Raw genomic sequence first — 18,033 nt, 5'->3', positions numbered from 1 at the left:
CAGTTTCTTCCATTTTCTGAATGCCAATGTAACTGTTCCCGCTTTAATGCCTTCAGGGTGTCCCTGTTTAAACAACATCCTAAAGTGTTTTGCGTAAATATGTATTCAAAGTTACAGGATCCCTGTCAAGCAAAGTTTTTAGTTTCTCATCGACAAATGAAAATTCGTTGCTACTGATCCCTTTTGCCATGCTGACCAAAAGATCAATGACTTCTGCGGGTACCTGGTATTGCTCCAATTCTTCCCTATAGTCATTGAGTGGGATGTCACAGAAGGCTGTGCCATTTTTCTTTACGGAGTTTATCACCTCTGCCAGCTCAGAAAATGTATAGGCATGGCTGCCCGTAATTTCATAAATGGCGTTTTTATGGTTTTCGGGAGATAGAGCTACCTTACCGATGGCTTCTGCTATGTCCATCCTCGAAACAAAACTAATTTTTCCCTTTCCTGCCGGATAATTGATTACCCCTTCGTCAACCATGCTGCCCAATAGGGCCGGTAAAGCCTCCATGTACAGGCTGTTCCTGAAAAAAGTGTAAGAGAGCTGTGAGCTCATTATGGTGTTTTCGGTTTCAATGGATTGTCTTGCTGCAATAAAATGTGCCTTTGAACTGGGTTTAACACTGCTTGTATAGATAATATGGCTTACCCCGGCCTTAATTGCCGAAGTGACGGTACTGTTCTCCTGGTCTATACCTTTTTGACCGATACTTGTCGTCGAAATCTGGACAAGGTGATCAACGCCCTTAAAGGCGTTTTCAAGTGCATAGCTGTCATTATAATCTGCTATCCTTATGTTTACCCCCAGCTCTTCCAGACTTGAGGCCCGTTGAGGGTTTCTGACAATTGCTGTAATGTTGTTCGCCTTTACTTTTTGTAGAAGGAAATCGATGGTGGCCCGCCCGAGGTTTCCGTTGGCTCCTGTTATTGCTATCATAATTTTTTTAAGCAAAAATACAGTTGCCCCTATCTTTATAATAGAATAAAAACGACAATATCAGTCCCGTAGTAAAGGGAAATTTTCAACTATCTCCTTGGTCCGGGTGTTGAACTGTTTTGGCTGTAGCCCTGAGAACTCTTTGAACTCCCTGATGAAGTGTGAATGGTCAGAATAGTTATGCATTAAGGCTATTTCTGATAAACTTCTCGATTGCTCGCCACGGAGCTCGGTCAGGGCCGACTGAAAGCGCATTATCCTTAAGAACAGTTTGGGTGGAATCCCGATTGACTGGTTAAATAACCGCTCCAGGCTCCTTTCGGAAATATGGAGCTCATCTTGTATCTCTTTTATTGTTTTTCTCATGCTGTTTCTTTGGATAGCCAGTATAGGGTCCAGAAACTGAAAGCGTCTTTTTACCTTTCTCGTGAGGATTTTTTCGAAAAGATATGAGGATAAAATCTCTATCCTGTTGTAATCCGAGTCTGCGTGAAATAACCTGTCAACCAGCATGTCAGCTCCCTGATCGAGCAAACATAAGTCTATTGAGGTATCTGTCAGATCGTTAGCATCGATCCCGAAAATTGATTGAAGGCCATTTGGATAAAAGTAGATACCGATTGTCCGGAATTTTCCCCAAGAAGTGTGCTGGCTATGCTTTGTAGTCTGGCCATAGATAAACAGGTCCGGTAGCTTATCGTTTTTTTTATCCACCGATGGATTGCCGGTGATCTGAAAAATCAGCCCCGGACAACCGTCCGAAAATATCTTAAATACGTTAGGGGAGTACCCGGTACAGTCGTGTTCGAGTATCCAATAGTACCTTATGAAATCTCTAAGGCTGGCAGATGGAAGTATTTGCCGATACCTCATAAAATGATAATGGATAAACAGGTTTCCCTAAGATACAAATTTAGCATACCTGATCCAAGATTATGCAGGTTGAACCGGAGATTAATAGAGTGTTCGGCACTTTTCCTGTCATTTAAAGTAATAATTTATCCAAAAAATAGCTTTTTAAGCTTTTTTTAAGGAGTTTTTAACCAATCTGGATATGTTTGGCTTTAAGCTAACCAATAAGCCTTTTTGGAATCTATTTGTAGGATCTATATCAACTTATTTGGGATGGCCTAATTCATAAAAAGTGAAAATAACAGAAATCCAATGCTCAAAAAGATATCGATAAAAGATATAGCACAAAGGCTGAACATCTCCATAACCACTGTTTCCTTTGTCATTAACGGGAAGGCTACTGAAAAGAGCATAAGCAAAGAAGTGACCAAGAAGGTTCTCGATCTGGTTGCGGAAGTAGGCTTCCGGCCCAATTCCTTTGCAAAAAGCCTCAGAACGGGAAAATCCAACACAATCGGGTTTTTAGTAGAGAATATATCTGCTCCATTTTTTTCGGGTATAGCAAGTTTTCTTGAGGAAAAAGCAAGATCGAAGGGGTATAAGATCCTTTTCAGCAGTATCGGTAAGGACAAGGACAAATTTGCAGAACTTATTGATCTGTTTACCCAACATAAGGTGGATGGATACATTATGGCCGTCCCTGATGGTATGGAGGAAGAAATCAAAAAAATCATTGCTACGGAGGTTCCTGTTGTACTTTTCGACCGTTATATTCCGGAGATTTCTGCAGACTATGTTCTGGTCGATAATTTTGCAACTACCTTCACTGCTACCAAACATCTGATGGAGAATGGATATAGGAAATGTGCTTTTGTTACGGCAAAAACGCAGCAGCAACAGATGCTTGATAGGTTGGATGGCTATCGCAATGCTATCCTGAACCATGGGGGAGAGGAATCCATCCTGGAAATCGAATACGAAAGACCGGGGAGTGCAGTAGCTGAGATCCGAAAATTTTTAAAGCTGGGGCAGGTTGATTCTGTTATATTCGGTGCAAATTATATCACCATGGAAGGGCTTAGGGCACTTAGGGAAGCAGATGGAGGATTGAGTGATGACGTCGCAGTTATATCCTTTGATGATTTCGAACTATTGGAACTTATATCTCCATCTGTTACTGCGATCGAACAGCCTTTGGAAAAGATCGCACATAATATTATGAAAATTCTTTTGGCGAAACTTGACCATAGAACTGAACTGGGCACCTTTTCAACATTGAATGTTCCCTGCAAACTGAACTTTCGTAAGTCGAGTGAACCAAAAACGTAAAATAAATGCTTTACCACAGAAACTATTGCCAAGTATTCTCCACACTCTATGCAGGGCGTAATGGTGCCCTTTTTTGCCAGCGGCATGAGATATTCCTTTCTTGGCATAGGACATTTTCGATAGATGTGGTAAGCGGTTTTTTAAGCTTTTTGGCTGGAGCGGTAAACAGTGAAGCTGGGGGTTGGGAGGCAAGCTTCCGATAATGTCGATAAGAAGGTTCAGAAGAGCTAAGCGGTGGCAATGCGAAAAATAGAACCATAAGATGGCTGTTCCCGTATACTTTTAACATACAAGGATACCCCGCGATGATTAACTCTAATGCATAAGGCCTATATTTGAAGGTCTAGATGTTATTTTCTGATGCTTCTTTTTTCTTTTGGTGATCTTTTTCGTTAAAAATGATAAGGGTATGGATTCTCTTGTGCCGTTTGCTGGAGATTCAATGAAGATTGTCGGATGCCCATAAAAAAACAGCCGCAGTTTCATGCGGCTGTCTTGGTTTCTCACTAAATTACTTGTTCTGTTCCCCTTCTAAGATCTTACCTATTCTGTAGGACATATCCTGAAGATGGTATCTGGTAATCCCTGTAGTTGATGGGGTTGCTTTCTTGATATCCGCTCTCAGTTGTGTAAGGTATCCACGTGCAATACTGGGAATATCTGAACCAATAGGATCCATCTGCCTTACCGTCAGTTGTCCCGGTACCGGGAACTGTAACGGCAAAGCACCCTTCATCAGCTGCGACATACTTTCTACAAAAGATTTTTGCAGATTCCTGCGGTAGATATCTATTGGGGCATGGGAAGGTAGCTCAGTCCAGATGGAGGCATTAAGGTCAGCAATCAGTTCAGTCGCCCTGTACGTTTTTGCTCCATTGGTTGCCTCGGCACTGAGTAGTTTTAAAAAGGTTGAGGCATTGAGCAGCCTGCCCAGAGCAATAGCCTGCAGGCTTTTTATCGTATTCAATGGATCGATACCTGCCTTTCCGATAAGCTCGCTGCTGATGAGCCATTTCGGTGTTTTGAACAGTTCACGGCTCAGAAAAGATACAGCATCCTTTTGGCGTGAATATGGGGTAATGACGAACTGTGGCCCCTGTTCCTCAACAGTCTTTGGTGTCGAGTATATTCCGCCCACATTTTTGAGCACATGCCCGATGTAACGTCCAAACTGTGTAGTAACCTCGTTATAGATCATCCTTGCATCATCGTAATCGCTTCCAGGTGTTCTGGTCCAGGTCAGGATATTGGGAATTATGCGTTTTAGGTTTTTTATTCCATAGGTGCCGGCAAGCATAGCATTGTCACCGAGATCTTCACTTTGCGACCGTGGATCGTTCGGGTCCGTTTCGGTACCGAACCATAACCGTTTGTTTGCTGAGGTCCGGTCGATGATCCAGCGGTTCAGGAATGGTGATTCTGCCTCAGCAGTCTTATACTCGGGCATCCATTTATATCCCCATTCAATCGCCCATTTATCGTAGTCGTTTATCCTTGGGAAAATGCCTTTTTCTGAAATGTTGTCTTCTGGCTGGGCAACGTAGTTGAAACGTGCATAATCCATAATAGATGGTGTGTGCCCGTTCGCTTCTACCCATTGTTTGTTTCTCAGGTTTTCAACAGGTACGGTAGAGGAGGAACCAAAATTGTGCCTCAGACCCAGGGTATGTCCGATCTCATGCGAAGAGACGAAGCGGATCAGTTCACCCATCAGCTTGTCATCAAATGTCATTTTCCTTGCTTTCGGGTCAATTGCTGCAGCCTGGATCATATACCAATTGCGCACAAGGCTCATCACATTGTGGTACCAATTGACATGGGTTTCAATGATCTCTCCACTCCTGGGATCGTGGACGTGCGGCCCAGAGGCATTGGGAATATCGGATGGTTTGTACACGATGGCATTATGGGTTGCGTCATCAATGCTCCAGTTTGGGTCTTTTGGAGCCTCTTTGGCTATGATTGCGTTTTTGAAGCCTGCTTTTTCGAATGCAGCCTGCCAGTCGTTAACACCCTGTATAAGATATGGAATCCATTTTTTTGGTGTGGCCGGATCAATATAAAAAACAATCTGTTTGGCCGGCTCTACCAACTCTCCTTTGAGATAACGCTCAACATCCTGAGGTTTTGGTTCAAGCTTCCATCGGGTGATCATGGAGATTCTTTTGACCCCTTGTGGGTTGGCATCGAAATCGACATAACCTGTGGCAAAGTAACCAACGCGTGGATCGTAGAAACGGGGCTTCATCGGATTGCGGGGAAGCAGTACAATTGAGCTGTTGAGTTCGAAGGTTACCGGCCCTCCAGAAACCGCACCTGGGACAGGGGCAGGCATCTTCATGTATGTCTTTACGGTCCTCACCTCAATGTTAGCCGGAAAAGCCCTTATATTGGATATGTAGGAACGGTCGGGCACAGCTGCACCAAGAGAAAATGATCTTTTGGTCTGTGCATCGAAAAAGAATACATCATTATCTCCGTTAAGGTAATCCTGCATATCGATCACACTTGCGCTGCTCTTGGTAATGGAATCCGTATGGTAGGCCTTTATGTCGAATGAGGCCAATATCGGCTGAAGAGAAGAATTCAAAACCGATCTGTACATCCCTGTCGTGTCAGAGGCGCGTTCACCGAAGGAGATATTTTTTAAGAATATCCTGTTCGATGGACCTTTCTCGAACCTGATCACATTATCACCGATCTCATCCCCAGCGTAGCCGCTCATCCCCGCCCTTACGCCAGCCGCGGCTTTGCTTATCCGGTTCACAACAAGGATATCCCTTCCCAGCAGAGAGTCCGGTATCTCAAAGTAGTACCTGTCATCCACATTGTGGACCTTAAAAAAACCGTTGTCTGTCTTCGCTTTTTCTGTGATCACCTGATTGTAGGGTTTGGGGCCGGAAGCTGGTGGCCTGTTCACTGCATTTGCTCCCACGGTGGGGGCTGCAACAGCAGGTGGTTGGGCAGTTCCGCGGGGCACTGTCTTTCCAGGCCGGTTCTGTGCAGATGTTACCGAAAAACTGATGGCCGCAATAGCGGCCGTCAAGCATAATCTTTTCATATATGTGTTTTTAAAGTTGTTTTATCTTTCATCGGTATCCATTTCGGGGAACGGTTCCAACTGTGTATGGAATTTTCAGCGTATACTATGTTCCGGTTGAAACTCCAACTTTATCTGTCACCAGGGGCAGATAGAAGGGAGTTCTTTTTTAGAAGGATTTAGGTGATGTATTTTGGCTTAAATAGGTACACCGGTTTTTCCATCAAATAACTTGAGGCATTCTATTAATCTTTGTCCTACAATAAACTTGCGCTAAAGGTCATACTTAGAAGAAAATCCAGCAAATGTTTTTTGCTTTTCTGAAAATATTTCGGTATACGACTTTTTTTTCGAAAATAAACCGATTTAATACGTTGTTTTAAGGTGTTAATTGAGGTTTTTTCAGTTAAAGGTTTGCTTTTTGTTAAGCGTTTCCTTCTGGGTGACCACGACTTTTCTGTTTTTAGAGAAAAAACATAACCCTAGAGAGGAAATTAAGGCACAATTAAGGAATAATTAAGCGACTGCGATAAATTTGAATATTTATAATCCTAATTCTAACCAGAAGATGCTTAAAAGATTTGTGCTGTTCCAAGCGGTATGCATACTGGGCCTGACTTACGTCTCCGCTCAGAGAAAACATTCTACTAATACAATTTTTCCCAGCTACAAGGGACTCGTGATGGCGGGCTACCAGGGGTGGTTCAGGGCCGAGGGAGATAGTGCCCATCAAGGCTTCAGCCATTACTTTGCCAATGAAAAAAAAGTAGGTATAGATATGTGGCCTGATGTCAGTGAATACCCTAAAACCTACGAAACTCCATTCCTGATGCCGGATGGAAAAAAAGCGAGACTTTTCAGCTCATACGACAGAAGTACCGTTGACCTGCATTTCAGCTGGATGAAATCCTATGGGGTGGATGGCGTATTTATGCAGCGTTTTATTGACTATGCAAGAACCCCTGCCTCAAGAGAAGCTACCGCTCCAGTGCTGCGGAATGCGCTTGCTGCGGCCTCCGAGAACAGACGTGCGATAGCGGTGATGTATGATCTCTCAGGACTGAAGGCTAGCGGAGAGGACTGCTCTATGATCATTGAGGACTGGAAGTTTCTCGTAGACCAGCTTAAGGTCACAAATCAGAAAGGGGTCAATACCTATCTGAATGAGAATGGAAAACCCGTGGTCGCCATCTGGGGTGTGGGATTTCCAGACAGACCATACAATATAAGGGACATAGGTCTAAAAAGGCTGATCGATTTTCTCAAGAACGATCCTGTATATGGTGGTTGCGCGGTAATGCTGGGGGTGCCGGCCTATTGGCGCACATTGGAGGGCGATGCGATCAGCGATCCATACCTGCACGAGATCATCCGTTCAGCAGATATCATCCTTCCCTGGACAGTACAGCGTTTCACACCATTATTGCATAACGATATGGACCGTTACAGGGATCTTCTGATTGCCGATATGAAATGGTCAAGGGACAATGGAGTGAAGTATGTTCCCTGTATAACACCGGGATTCAGCTGGCACAACCTGAGTACCTATGAATTTCCGGATGATGTAAAGCCAACAGGTTCAATACCAAGGCAGGGAGGCCGCTTTTACTGGCAACAGATATCCACGGCGATCAGATCGGGAGCCGAAATGCTATATGTTGCGATGTTTGATGAGGTCAACGAGGCTACAGCTATCTTCAAGGGGACGGATGTTCCACCTGTTCAAAAGGGCGATGTGAAGTTCATCGATATGGACGGTGTTCCGTCGGACCATTATCTGTGGCTGACCGGAGAGGCCTCAATGATGTTAAAGGGTATAAAACCCCTGCAGGTGAAAATGCCCAAAAGAGAAAATAATATCCATTAAAATTAGATACCAAAGAAAAAGGGATGGTAGGTACAACAGCGGTGATTCGAGAAAATAAAGCGGGCAAGGTACCAGGCGGTGTCGATAGGGTTGTTGTCATACTGGGCGGAAAAGGATCGGCATCGGCATTCAGAGAGTTGCTCTCTGGTCTGCGAAAAGGGATACAGGCACCTGTTATTGTCCTTATCGACAATGATATGGGGGATATCAAAGGGGAATCCAGTCTTTTTTTTGGGTACCCTGAGATTCAGTGGGTATCGGAAGACACCGGGCCACAGCCCCTGGAGAACGGGAAGATTTATATGTCGCTCGGTCTCTTAGGCATTGACAAGGAAGCTAACCTGTTCTCACAGACCGCTGAAGATGATACATCCCGTTCCGATCGGATTTTGCTTCAGACCGCGCGGTTATTCGGTAAAGGAGTGGTAGCAGTAATACTTTCCTGTGAGGATCCAGTCAGTGCCACGGCAATTAATTCCCTGTTGTCAAGCGGGGGCAAGTGCATTGTACAGGATCCATCAGAGGCAAAATATCCCCAAGGACCAGTGTCGGTGCTGAAACACTTCGAAGTAGACTATCTTTTGCACACCAGTTTGATCGGCTTTGTATTGCAGGGACTGGTGATGAAGCATTGATATGTTAATATATAAAAAGATACTGACAGTTCATAGTGTCAGTTTTTGGTTAGTAGCAGAGATGGTCCTTGGATAAGGCTGTCTCTTTTTTTAATTGTAATTATCTTTTGTTATCGCCTATTATCATCCCGCATAGCTTTTTGCTGCATCTAAGGTTCCTTTTTCGGAACTGAAACTTATTTGCCAATCTTTATGTTCATGGCAATTCCTGTTCTGCGGTATGCTGGGCCGGGGGAGCATCGCTTCCTTCCAGATACAGGATCTTCGAAAAATCCGAGTTTATTCAGTTTTCCTACGGTAATATGCTCAGATGAAGCTGGATTACTGTCAAATAAATGACAGAACTTCTTCTTTGAAGCTTTAGCGAAAACAATGTCTGAGAGGTTATTGAATGTAAGAGAAAAAGTGTTCTGTAGCCCAATAGAGGTAGATATTGTGTTTTTTTCGGTCTAAGAAAACATATGGTTTTAGGCTATTAAACCAAAAAATAGTGAATTCTGTATTTTCTCTAAAAAAAAGCTGCTTAAGGCAGCCATATTAAGGAATTATTAATTCTTTTTTAGTGGTATCTGATAAATTAGCTATTGGTATCTAACCAATATTTAATCTATAAATTTATGAGAAAACTACTATTTTTCCTCCTTGCCTGTTGCATTTCGATAAATGTACAGGCGCAGAACACTACCGTAAAGGGGAAAGTGTCAGATGGATCCGGAGGTCCACTAGTGGGGGCTATTGTCAAGGTAAAAGGCGGTAGTACCGCAACCTCCACAAACACAAACGGTGAATACACCATTGCCGTCCCGTCTGGTGCAATACTGACCTTTTCATTTGTTGGCTACGACCCCAAGGAGGGGCTGGTACCACAGAACGGAATACTTAATATGAGTCTTTCGGAGACCAATAGTTCATTGGAAGAAGTGGTTGTGGTCGGTTATGGAACACAGAAGAAGGCCAGTCTGACCGGTTCGGTAGCTTCGGTATCCAATAAGGACATTGTGACCACCAAGAACCAGAACGTTCAGAATATGCTGACCGGTAAGGTTCCCGGCCTCCGGGTAGTACAGGGGACAGCTGAACCGGGTACCTTCAACAACCAGTTCGATATCCGCGGCTTCGGTAATAATCCACTGGTGATCATTGATGGAGTACCCAGGGGAAATCTGGCCAGACTGGATCCTAACGAGATCGAAAGTATTTCAGTTCTTAAAGATGCCTCTGCTGCTATTTATGGCGCAAGGGCTGCAAATGGGGTAATCGTTGTGACAACAAAAAAAGGCGCAGTTGGAAAGGCTACAATCGAATACTCGGTATACGCAGGTTTTCAGAAACCTTCGGGACTGCCTAAGCCGCTTGATGCAGTGGACCGTTTTACAATTCTCAATGAACGCTCGATGCATAACGTCAATTCTCCGGTCCCAGCATTTTCTGATGAGGTGATCAGGCCGTTCCTTGATGGGACCAAGCAGAGCACTGACTGGTATGGCATGGTGATGAGGAATACCTCTGCACAGTCACAGCACAACCTTAGTGCCAGTGGCAGCTCCGATGGAGGTAAAATATCCTATTTTCTAAACCTTGGCTATACCAAGCAGGGCGGCCTATGGAAATCAGATGACCTCAACTATAAGAAATATAACTTTAGATCAAACCTGAGTGCGCAGATAACACGCTCACTTAAGGCAACAATGAACATCAGCGGGATCATCGATGAACAGGACCGTCCCTACAGGGATTCATGGGAGATTTTTAAGAATCTTTGGAGGTCACACCCCGATGATCCTTATTATGCGAACAACAATCCCAATTATCTTTTCAGAAACCAGGCCGACTTTAATCCTGGAGCGATTGCGGATTCGGAGATGTCCGGTTTCCGAAAGTTTAACAACAAGATTTTTCAGGGCTCGTTCAGCCTGGATTATGCTGTGCCTTTCATCAAAGGGCTTTCGGCCAGGGGACTGTTCAGTTACGATGCAAACCTGACAGACAATACCGCCTATCAGAAGACCTTTTCGGTCTATGACTACAATGCAGCGACCAACAGTTATACCGGGGTGAAATATCAGATACCCAATCAGCTCAACCGGAGTTATAGTACCACGCCGAACAACCTTCTACAGTTTTCACTGAATTATGAGCGCACCTTTGCAGGCAAACATGACTTAAAGCTTTTTGCCGCCTATGAGGAAGAGAACAATACCGGTGATGCTTTTCAGGCACAGCGCGAACTATCTATCCAACTGCCATATCTGTTTGCCGGTAATTCTTTAAACCAGCAGGGGTTCAATAATCCATCAGATATTTTCGAAACAAGCAGAAAGGCTATGATCGGAAGGATCAACTATGCCTATAACTCACGGTATCTCCTGGAAGTTGCAGTGAGACGCGACGGTTCTTCTAGGTTTCCACCAACTGACAAATGGGGCTTCTTCCCATCTGGATCACTGGGATGGAGGGTTTCAGAAGAGAGTTTTATTAAGGACAACGCAGCACTTTCTTTCATAGACAACATTAAGCTGCGTGCCAGTTATGGTCTTGTTGGAAATGATAGCGGACTGAATTTTCAGCACCTGACAGGATATGACTACCCGGCCACAGGTAACTCACAGGCTCTTGCAAACGGTTATTATTTTGACGCTTGGACAAATTCGCTCAATTTCCGCGTACTGCCAACACCTAATTTTACATGGTATGAGGGAAAAATGCTTAATCTTGGGCTTGATGTCGAAATGTGGAAAGGCAAGCTTGGTCTTACTTTCGAGGCCTATCAGCGCAATGGCAGTGGGATAGCGGCAAACCGTTCGGTTTCCTTTCCCGCGACCTTCGGGGCGGTGACGGGACTTGAAAACCTGAACTCTGATCAGACCCGTGGACTGGAACTGCAATTGACCCATAGAAATTCCATCGGTAAGGACTTTAATTATAGCCTGAGCGGGAATGTCTCGGTTACCAGGACAAAGCGCAGGTATGTTGAGCGTCCGATGGACGGAAATTCGTACCTTAACTGGAGGAACAACACAACTGACCGCTACAATGATGTCTGGTTCGGCCTGGGATATGTAGGCCAATATCAGAGCTATAGTGAGATCGCCCGGTACCCGGTTTATGTATCCAGGACGGCGCTTCCCGGAGACTATATCTATGAGGACTGGAACGGAGACGGAACAATCGATGATCTTGACCGCCATCCCATTGCAACCACTTTGAACCCTACGGGAGATTTTAATAGCAAACAGAATAATCCCCTGCTCACCTTCGGTCTGAATATCAGTGCTGATTACAAGGGATTTGATTTGAATGTGCTCTTGCAGGGAGCTGGCATGTCCTATGTTGCATATGGAGAGATGTATCAGACTATATCTGAAAATGCACTTGATTTCTTTATGGACAGATGGCATCCACAGGATGCGAAGAAGGATCCATATGATCCGTCCAATGTTTGGATACCTGGATACAATGCTTATTCCGGTACAGTTTACGAGATTGATTCCGAACGTGGTATCCAGAACGGTTCTTATCTGCGTGTCAAGAGCATAGAGCTTGGTTATTCGCTTCCGAAAAAACTGATCTCAAAGGCGGGCCTGCAGCAGGTACGCTTCTATGCAAACGCATATAATCTGTTTACCATCACCAATGCGATAGGAGTAGACCCGGAGCACCCTTCAAATCTTTACGGATATATGTACCCATTGAACAAGACCGTGAATTTCGGCGCTAACATCAAGTTTTAATTTTAGAATCGATAGAAATTATGAAAAAGATCAATTTTATCATAGCACTGATATCGATCGGTGTATTATTTTCCTGCAACAAGTTGGAACTTTCCCCTCCCAATATAATCCAAGATGATATCGCCCTGGGAACAGAGGATGGGGTCAAGGCCTACATGGCAGCGCTTTACAGTAACCTGCCGATAGAGGACTTCAAGTATAGTGCGGACAACCAGGGTACCAATGGCTTCAATACGTGGAACATAATAAGTACCCTGTCGATCAATACCGGCGAAAATGCAAACCGGAACAACGGAGCCTTCATCAATCCTGCAAGAGGGTACTTTGCAGAGGCGTACAAGGAAATCCGGAATATCAACTACCTGCTTGCTGAACTTCCAAAACAGGGGCTCTCGGCAGAAAGCGTTACCCGGTGGAAGGCCGAGGCTTATTTTCTCAGGGCCTACACCTACTTTGCCATCGTTAAACGATATGGTGGGGTGCCTATACTGAAGGAAGCCCAGACCGAGTATATCGGCGTTGATCCGGGAAAACTTCTCGTCGCAAGGAGCAGTGAACAGCAGAGCTATGATTTTATAGCTTCAGATCTTGACCTGGCAATAGCAGGGCTCAACACGACAAGCGAAAATAAGGGTAGGGCGAACAGGTTTATTGCTGCTGGTTTCAAGTCAAGGGTAATGCTCACCGCCGGCTCAATCGCAAGGTATGGAACGCCATATATGGTAGATAATGTTATGCTCAATGGTATCCCGGCCAATATGGCCAATAGCTATTTTGCTGCAAGCTGGCAGGCTGCAAAACTTCTTGAGGGCCAGTATAGCCTCTATAGGAAGAAATGGTCTGCAACCGATAAGCTTTCTACAGCTGATAACTACGCAGATCTTTTCCTTGATGCCGCCAGTCCGGAGAATATTTTTGTAAAGGGCTATTCCTTTCCTGAAGCTGTGCACAGCTGGGATGCATTGATGTCTCCCCAGCATATGACCTCGACATATGGTGACAGGTTCTGTCCGACCCTAGATTATGTCGAGCTTTTCGACGGCCTTCCCAAAAATGCGAAGGGACAGCTTAATACACTTAATCCTGATGGTACCTATAAAGTATACAACAATGTCAGGGAACTGTTTGACAATGTGGAGCCCCGTTTGCGCGGGACTGTTCTGCTTCCCGGACAGCCCTTCAAAGGACTGAACCATGATATCCGCCGAGGTACCTTTATCGAGAGTGTTGATCCATCGGTGCCCCTTCAAAAATTTTTCCCAGATGATAGCAAGACCGCGTATACTACCCTTGCTTACTATAGTGCCAACATCAAACAGTCATCGGACAACCGCCCAGCAGTACAGGTTCCGATCGTTCTGGCTTCCGGTGAAAAGATCTTGCCTACTGGCCTTGATGGTATCCTGTCTACCCCGGCATGGGCGACTGTAACAGGGTTTTCGGGTAGAAAGTACCTTAACCCTACAATGATGGTAAGTCAGACTGCACTGCATATGTCAATCCAGTCCTGGATAGAGATGCGCTATGCGGAGATCCTGCTGAACAGGGCCGAGGCTGCGCTGGAACTGGTTCAGAACGGAGGAACGGTATCTGGAGTTGATCTACAGATAGATGCCTATAACTGCATCAATGATATCCGGAGCAGAGCAGGAGCAGTTCTGCTTGGTAGTGCTGGAGAACTTTCATCAGCTGCGGCACTACCCCTGACATCGGGCGGGTACGTACTTGCACCTAACCGCGGACTTCAGCTTATCCGCATAGAACGCAGAAAAGAACTTGCCTTTGAAAACAAGATTTATTGGGACATGATCCGTTGGAGGACTTTTGATCAAGAGGTAAACACCAGAACATGGAGAAGACTAAACCCATTCCTGTTCGCTAAGGGCGCTGTGAACCAGGCTGCGGATTATGTTTTGGGCAAGTACATCTTTGACTGCCGATTTGATGAGCGCAATTCCGTCTTTACCTTCCCTGTACGGAATTATTATGAGCCTATTCCTGCCTCTGAGGTTGCAAAGGGGCTTAAACCAAATCTGAGTAACTAACAATCAAAACCTATTAAAATGAAAAAGAATTTAATATATGCACTGTTATTCGGCTTTGCTGCTATGTCCTCTTCTTGCAAGAAGGACAATTACGCAGTCCCGGATGCAGAAATATCTGGAATACTGACAGATGCCAACGGTGTTGGCCTCCAGCTGGAGCAGGGAAAGGGAAGCGCGAGGATCAAGCTCGAAGAGCTCAGTTGGAGCAATAACCCAACGGCACAGGATCTAAATCTCCAGCAGGATGGCAGGTATAGCAACAACAAGCTTTTTCCGGGCCGTTACCGGGTGGCACCTTTTGATGGGCCTTTCTATCCACTTGACAGTGTACAGATGAAGATTATCGAGCTTACCAGTGGAAATTCGACGGTAGCTGATTTCAGGGTGGTGCCATACCTCAATGTTGCCTTCGTAGGAGAACCTGTGGTAACAGTGGATAAAAAGATCTCAGTGTCCTTTAGGTTTACCAGAAACGCTGCCCCTGCAGGTAAGACACAACCGGCACCACTTGATTATCAGCTTTTCATATCTACAACCCAATATGTCGGAAACAATAATTTTGATAATACCCGGGTGGGGGGAGTGGTAGCCGCAACAGCTGCTATGGAAAACCAGGTACTGACCATTACCTCTTCCCAGCCTATGAAGTACGCCACGACCTATTTTGTCCGCGTGGGTGTTAGGGTAAATGACAGTTTCAAAAAATATAACTATACAACAATAAAAACCTTAAACGTCCCGAACTGATAAGTTGAAATCAGCCCCCTTTAACTAGGGGGCGATTTTATTTTACCCCCAATCAAATCAATACGATAATATGATAAAGAAATTTTTAGTTTTTTCGGCCCTTTTGTGCTCGGCCGTATTCTGCAATGCCCAAAATGCACAGTTAGAAGCTGCGGTTGGTAAACTGACCAGGCTTATGGTTACCCCGGATAGCCTTGGACTAGATTCTATACTCCTGGATAACCTGAGCTATGGGCATTCCAACGGGGGGCTACAGTCCAAGCCACAGTTCATGCGTTCGTTGCTTACGGGAGCATCCGATTTTGTTGAAATTGATTTAACTGACAAGCAGGTTGTAATACAGAACAAGATAGCCCTGGTCCGCCATACACTGAGTGCGAAAACGAACGATAAGAATATCCCGGGAAAAGTCAAACTGTACATCCTTTTGGTATGGAGTAATGAAAAAACCGGATGGAAACTGCTCGCCAGACAGGCGGTCAAGGTGCCTGAGAAATAGACCAGCTCTTGAAGCCATAATTTAAAGATTGGACCGGAAAGCTTTTGCTGCCGGCCCATTACTTTTGATCTGCACCATCTTGAAGATTCAGATGTCAGTGTTATCCAGATCTTTTCGACAGTGATCTTTTTTAATGGATTTCGCAAGACACATGTGGCGATACTCACTTATCTAAGTGTCAGATTACCAGAGGCAATATATCTTCAGTCCATTTCTATTCTTAGCTAACTCAATGTAGGCCCTCTTTTTTTAGTGCATAAGGACGATCCTTATAACCCCGAGTAATAATCATAACCCTGTTCGGCCCAATAGTCTCTAGGTCGTCTATTGCTAAAGGTCATTGTGCCGATCCTTTTGAGGTTTTTGATCCCATATTTCACCGGAACGATCAGCCGGAGTGGAGCGCCGTGTTCCATAGTTAATGTTTTTCCGTTCATCTCATAGGCGAGAATAGTCTGGGGGTGCAGGAAGCTTTCCCGCTCAAGTCCTACATAATATTCTCCGTTAGGGGTTTCAAGGCCTATATATTTTTTTTCGCAAGCTTTGTCAAGGTTAAAGTGTGAAATAAAATCGGCTACGCTGACCCCACCCCAGTACTGGATCTGGTCCCAGCCCTCAACACATTTAAAATCAAAGACGATTTCGGTTTTGGGAAGGGCGGTGATTTCGGCCAGGTGAATGTTTAGTGATTTTTTGCCACTGACAATCACCTGGAGTTTCCAGTCATCAGGGTCAAAATCAGTATCATCTTCAATGCCGATAAGGCTGTTTATCCTTATATCTCTATTTGCCCGATCTTTTGGGTAGGTCCTGACCAGATTGCGGTTGCTGAAGAGGTTCCTGAAGAACAGTTCTGTACTGTTCAGTGCCCTCCGTAAAGGCGCACGTGTTCCGGCAGTAATACCCGCCGTTTCTTCTGGAGCATTCAGGAGCCATTTCCATCCTGCAATACCGGTTCCGCCCAGCGCAAAGAATGCACTGAAGGAAATAAAGTTACGCCGCTTTATTTTCTGCTCAACAGTTAGCGGAATACGGACTTTCTTTTTATGGGTTTTTTTCATTTTTCTGTTTTTTCTGATGTGAACTGCCCGGTGCCCAATTTTTCTTTATCTTCACCCACCTCAAACCCTGAGATCACTGATCGGAAGTTGTTCCATCCGGCCAGCACTACCTGCAGGATATGGACGACGAAAAAAAATACATATCCAATAGTCAGTGCAAAATGAAGGATCCTGGCAAAGTGATAACCGCCACAGAGCCAGCACAACCAGTAAAACTGCACAGGTTTATAAATGGCTAGTCCGGTGGAAACGGAGCCAACGCCCATGATGATTATAGCAGTATAGGCAATGCGCTGTGCCGCATTGTATTTTTGCTGTGGAGGAAGGGTCTTTCGGATATGCAGGTCGTGGAGGAGCACCTGCCAGGCTTCCTTAAAAGTACGTTGTCCTGGAACAAGCTCACGCCAGGCACCTGAAAAAAAAGTATATAGGACATACAAGATCCCATTTATTACAAAAAACCACATAAAAAGAAAATGAAATGCCATGCCTTCTGCTAAGCGCTGAGGGATGTGGAAATAGGAATAGAACCATTCTGGGAAGAACCGGATCATTGTAATTCCAAAAACCGAGATGCCATAGGAATCATTGGCCCAGTATATAAAAAGTCCGCTCCATATCATAATGGCGAGGACCGGAAAATTGACCCAATGGGTCCACCGCATAAGCAGGCTGTGTTTTTCTTTGATGGTTTTCATTTGTTCTGATAGGATAAATGTCCAGTTTTTATTTTCCTCAAACAGATCAATACTGCTCTGTGACTGTTGTTAAAGGACACTTTGAAAAGTAATCTTCGCTTTTAGGATCACTTTTTTGAATGCTTAGTCGGAGTGGACAGCAATTCCTTACAAAAAAATGAAATTATTCGTTGACCATGTCCCAGATCTTGGTTTGATAGGCGGCGAAGCCAAAAAAATAAATCTGAGATTTCCTGTAAGGAAATCCTCCCATCAGCGACAAAGGGTAAAATAACAATAAAGAATATGAAAAACCAGATCTTAAAATCAGCAGGCAAGCTGTTACTTGCCACTGTCCTAACTGCTAGTATCTGCATGCCAAGCCATGCATCCTTGAGTGCTCCATATCAGGAAAAAGACAAAATGTCCAAAATGAAGCAGGACAAAATGGAGAAAAAGAAAGTGGACAAAATGGAAAAAGGTAAAATGTCGAAAATGAAGACTGATTCCATTAAGAAAGCCAAAATGGAAAAAAGCAAAATGGCAAAGGATAAAATGTCAAAAAGCAAGATGTAAGAAATATGGGCAGGTGCTTATTGCCTCTCTTTCCTTA

At 44.6% G+C, this 18,033-nt stretch carries 13 protein-coding genes; 8 read left to right on the top strand and 5 right to left on the bottom strand.

Annotated elements, in window-relative coordinates; genetic code table 11:
- Positions 1-79 precede the first annotated feature (79 nt).
- Both ACN9MR_RS13315 and ACN9MR_RS13310 read right to left on the bottom strand, forming a co-directional pair.
- Positions 80-937: an NmrA family NAD(P)-binding protein gene (locus tag ACN9MR_RS13315; RefSeq protein WP_426330153.1), complete on the bottom strand. Its 858-nt coding sequence runs from the start codon at positions 935-937 to the stop codon at positions 80-82.
- Between the two features lie 60 nt (positions 938-997).
- Positions 998-1,810: an AraC family transcriptional regulator gene (locus ACN9MR_RS13310; RefSeq protein WP_426330152.1), complete on the bottom strand. Its 813-nt coding sequence runs from the start codon at positions 1,808-1,810 to the stop codon at positions 998-1,000.
- Between the two features lie 291 nt (positions 1,811-2,101).
- Here ACN9MR_RS13310 and ACN9MR_RS13305 point away from each other — a divergent pair, with 291 nt between their 5' ends.
- Positions 2,102-3,118, top strand: a complete 1,017-nt coding sequence (locus ACN9MR_RS13305) for a LacI family DNA-binding transcriptional regulator (RefSeq protein WP_426330151.1) — start codon at positions 2,102-2,104, stop codon at positions 3,116-3,118.
- Positions 3,119-3,629: 511 nt separating this feature from the next.
- Here the strand turns inward: ACN9MR_RS13305 and ACN9MR_RS13300 are convergent.
- Complete coding sequence (locus tag ACN9MR_RS13300) at positions 3,630-6,179, bottom strand: zinc-dependent metalloprotease (RefSeq protein ID WP_426330150.1); 2,550 nt, start codon at positions 6,177-6,179, stop codon at positions 3,630-3,632.
- A 547-nt stretch (positions 6,180-6,726) separates the two neighbouring features.
- Between ACN9MR_RS13300 and ACN9MR_RS13295 the strand changes: the two genes are divergently transcribed.
- The 6 genes from ACN9MR_RS13295 (at position 6,727) to ACN9MR_RS13270 (ending at position 15,682) form a co-directional block, all read left to right on the top strand.
- On the top strand, positions 6,727-8,025 hold the full coding sequence (locus ACN9MR_RS13295; RefSeq protein WP_426330149.1) for a glycoside hydrolase family 71/99-like protein: 1,299 nt from the start codon (positions 6,727-6,729) through the stop codon (positions 8,023-8,025).
- A gap of 23 nt (positions 8,026-8,048) precedes the next feature.
- Positions 8,049-8,660: a chemotaxis protein CheB gene (locus ACN9MR_RS13290; protein WP_426330148.1), complete on the top strand. Its 612-nt coding sequence runs from the start codon at positions 8,049-8,051 to the stop codon at positions 8,658-8,660.
- Positions 8,661-9,244: 584 nt separating this feature from the next.
- The gene (locus ACN9MR_RS13285; protein ID WP_426330147.1) at positions 9,245-12,391 is read left to right on the top strand and encodes a SusC/RagA family TonB-linked outer membrane protein; all 3,147 of its coding nucleotides are present in this window, start codon (positions 9,245-9,247) and stop codon (positions 12,389-12,391) included.
- Positions 12,392-12,411: 20 nt separating this feature from the next.
- Positions 12,412-14,436: a RagB/SusD family nutrient uptake outer membrane protein gene (locus ACN9MR_RS13280; protein WP_426330146.1), complete on the top strand. Its 2,025-nt coding sequence runs from the start codon at positions 12,412-12,414 to the stop codon at positions 14,434-14,436.
- A gap of 18 nt (positions 14,437-14,454) precedes the next feature.
- Positions 14,455-15,183: a DUF3823 domain-containing protein gene (locus ACN9MR_RS13275; protein ID WP_426330145.1), complete on the top strand. Its 729-nt coding sequence runs from the start codon at positions 14,455-14,457 to the stop codon at positions 15,181-15,183.
- 70 nt (positions 15,184-15,253) lie between these two features.
- On the top strand, positions 15,254-15,682 hold the full coding sequence (locus ACN9MR_RS13270; protein ID WP_426330144.1) for a nuclear transport factor 2 family protein: 429 nt from the start codon (positions 15,254-15,256) through the stop codon (positions 15,680-15,682).
- A 269-nt stretch (positions 15,683-15,951) separates the two neighbouring features.
- Here ACN9MR_RS13270 and ACN9MR_RS13265 read toward each other — a convergent pair whose 3' ends face one another.
- Positions 15,952-16,743, bottom strand: coding sequence for a molybdopterin-dependent oxidoreductase (locus tag ACN9MR_RS13265; RefSeq protein ID WP_426330143.1), 792 nt, complete (start codon positions 16,741-16,743; stop codon positions 15,952-15,954).
- Positions 16,740-17,441, bottom strand: a complete 702-nt coding sequence (locus tag ACN9MR_RS13260; RefSeq protein ID WP_426330142.1) for a cytochrome b/b6 domain-containing protein — start codon at positions 17,439-17,441, stop codon at positions 16,740-16,742. Before ACN9MR_RS13260 ends, ACN9MR_RS13265 begins: the two co-directional genes overlap by 4 nt.
- Positions 17,442-17,726: 285 nt before the next feature.
- Between ACN9MR_RS13260 and ACN9MR_RS13255 the strand changes: the two genes are divergently transcribed.
- Entirely contained in the window at positions 17,727-17,996 is a 270-nt protein-coding gene (locus tag ACN9MR_RS13255; protein WP_426330141.1) for a hypothetical protein, read from the top strand.
- Positions 17,997-18,033: the final 37 nt, after the last annotated feature.

It is taken from the genome of Pedobacter sp. R-06, from assembly GCF_049913135.1.
Lineage (GTDB): Bacteria > Bacteroidota > Bacteroidia > Sphingobacteriales > Sphingobacteriaceae > Pedobacter.
The sequence above is the reverse complement of the archived record's forward strand: the minus strand, read 5'-3'. Positions and strand labels throughout refer to the sequence as shown.

What these genes read in the sequence shown, in the direction of transcription:
- ACN9MR_RS13280 (WP_426330146.1), top strand. Translation starts at nt 12,412, where the DNA reads ATGAAAAAGATCAATTTTATCATAGCACTGATATCGATCGGTGTATTA.
- ACN9MR_RS13305 (WP_426330151.1), top strand. Translation starts at nt 2,102, where the DNA reads ATGCTCAAAAAGATATCGATAAAAGATATAGCACAAAGGCTGAACATC.
- ACN9MR_RS13295 (WP_426330149.1), top strand. Translation starts at nt 6,727, where the DNA reads ATGCTTAAAAGATTTGTGCTGTTCCAAGCGGTATGCATACTGGGCCTG.
- ACN9MR_RS13290 (WP_426330148.1), top strand. Translation starts at nt 8,049, where the DNA reads ATGGTAGGTACAACAGCGGTGATTCGAGAAAATAAAGCGGGCAAGGTA.
- ACN9MR_RS13265 (WP_426330143.1), bottom strand. Translation starts at nt 16,743, where the DNA reads ATGAAAAAAACCCATAAAAAGAAAGTCCGTATTCCGCTAACTGTTGAG.
- ACN9MR_RS13255 (WP_426330141.1), top strand. Translation starts at nt 17,727, where the DNA reads ATGAAAAACCAGATCTTAAAATCAGCAGGCAAGCTGTTACTTGCCACT.
- ACN9MR_RS13270 (WP_426330144.1), top strand. Translation starts at nt 15,254, where the DNA reads ATGATAAAGAAATTTTTAGTTTTTTCGGCCCTTTTGTGCTCGGCCGTA.
- ACN9MR_RS13310 (WP_426330152.1), bottom strand. Translation starts at nt 1,810, where the DNA reads ATGAGGTATCGGCAAATACTTCCATCTGCCAGCCTTAGAGATTTCATA.
- ACN9MR_RS13260 (WP_426330142.1), bottom strand. Translation starts at nt 17,441, where the DNA reads ATGAAAACCATCAAAGAAAAACACAGCCTGCTTATGCGGTGGACCCAT.
- ACN9MR_RS13300 (WP_426330150.1), bottom strand. Translation starts at nt 6,179, where the DNA reads ATGAAAAGATTATGCTTGACGGCCGCTATTGCGGCCATCAGTTTTTCG.
- ACN9MR_RS13275 (WP_426330145.1), top strand. Translation starts at nt 14,455, where the DNA reads ATGAAAAAGAATTTAATATATGCACTGTTATTCGGCTTTGCTGCTATG.
- ACN9MR_RS13315 (WP_426330153.1), bottom strand. Translation starts at nt 937, where the DNA reads ATGATAGCAATAACAGGAGCCAACGGAAACCTCGGGCGGGCCACCATC.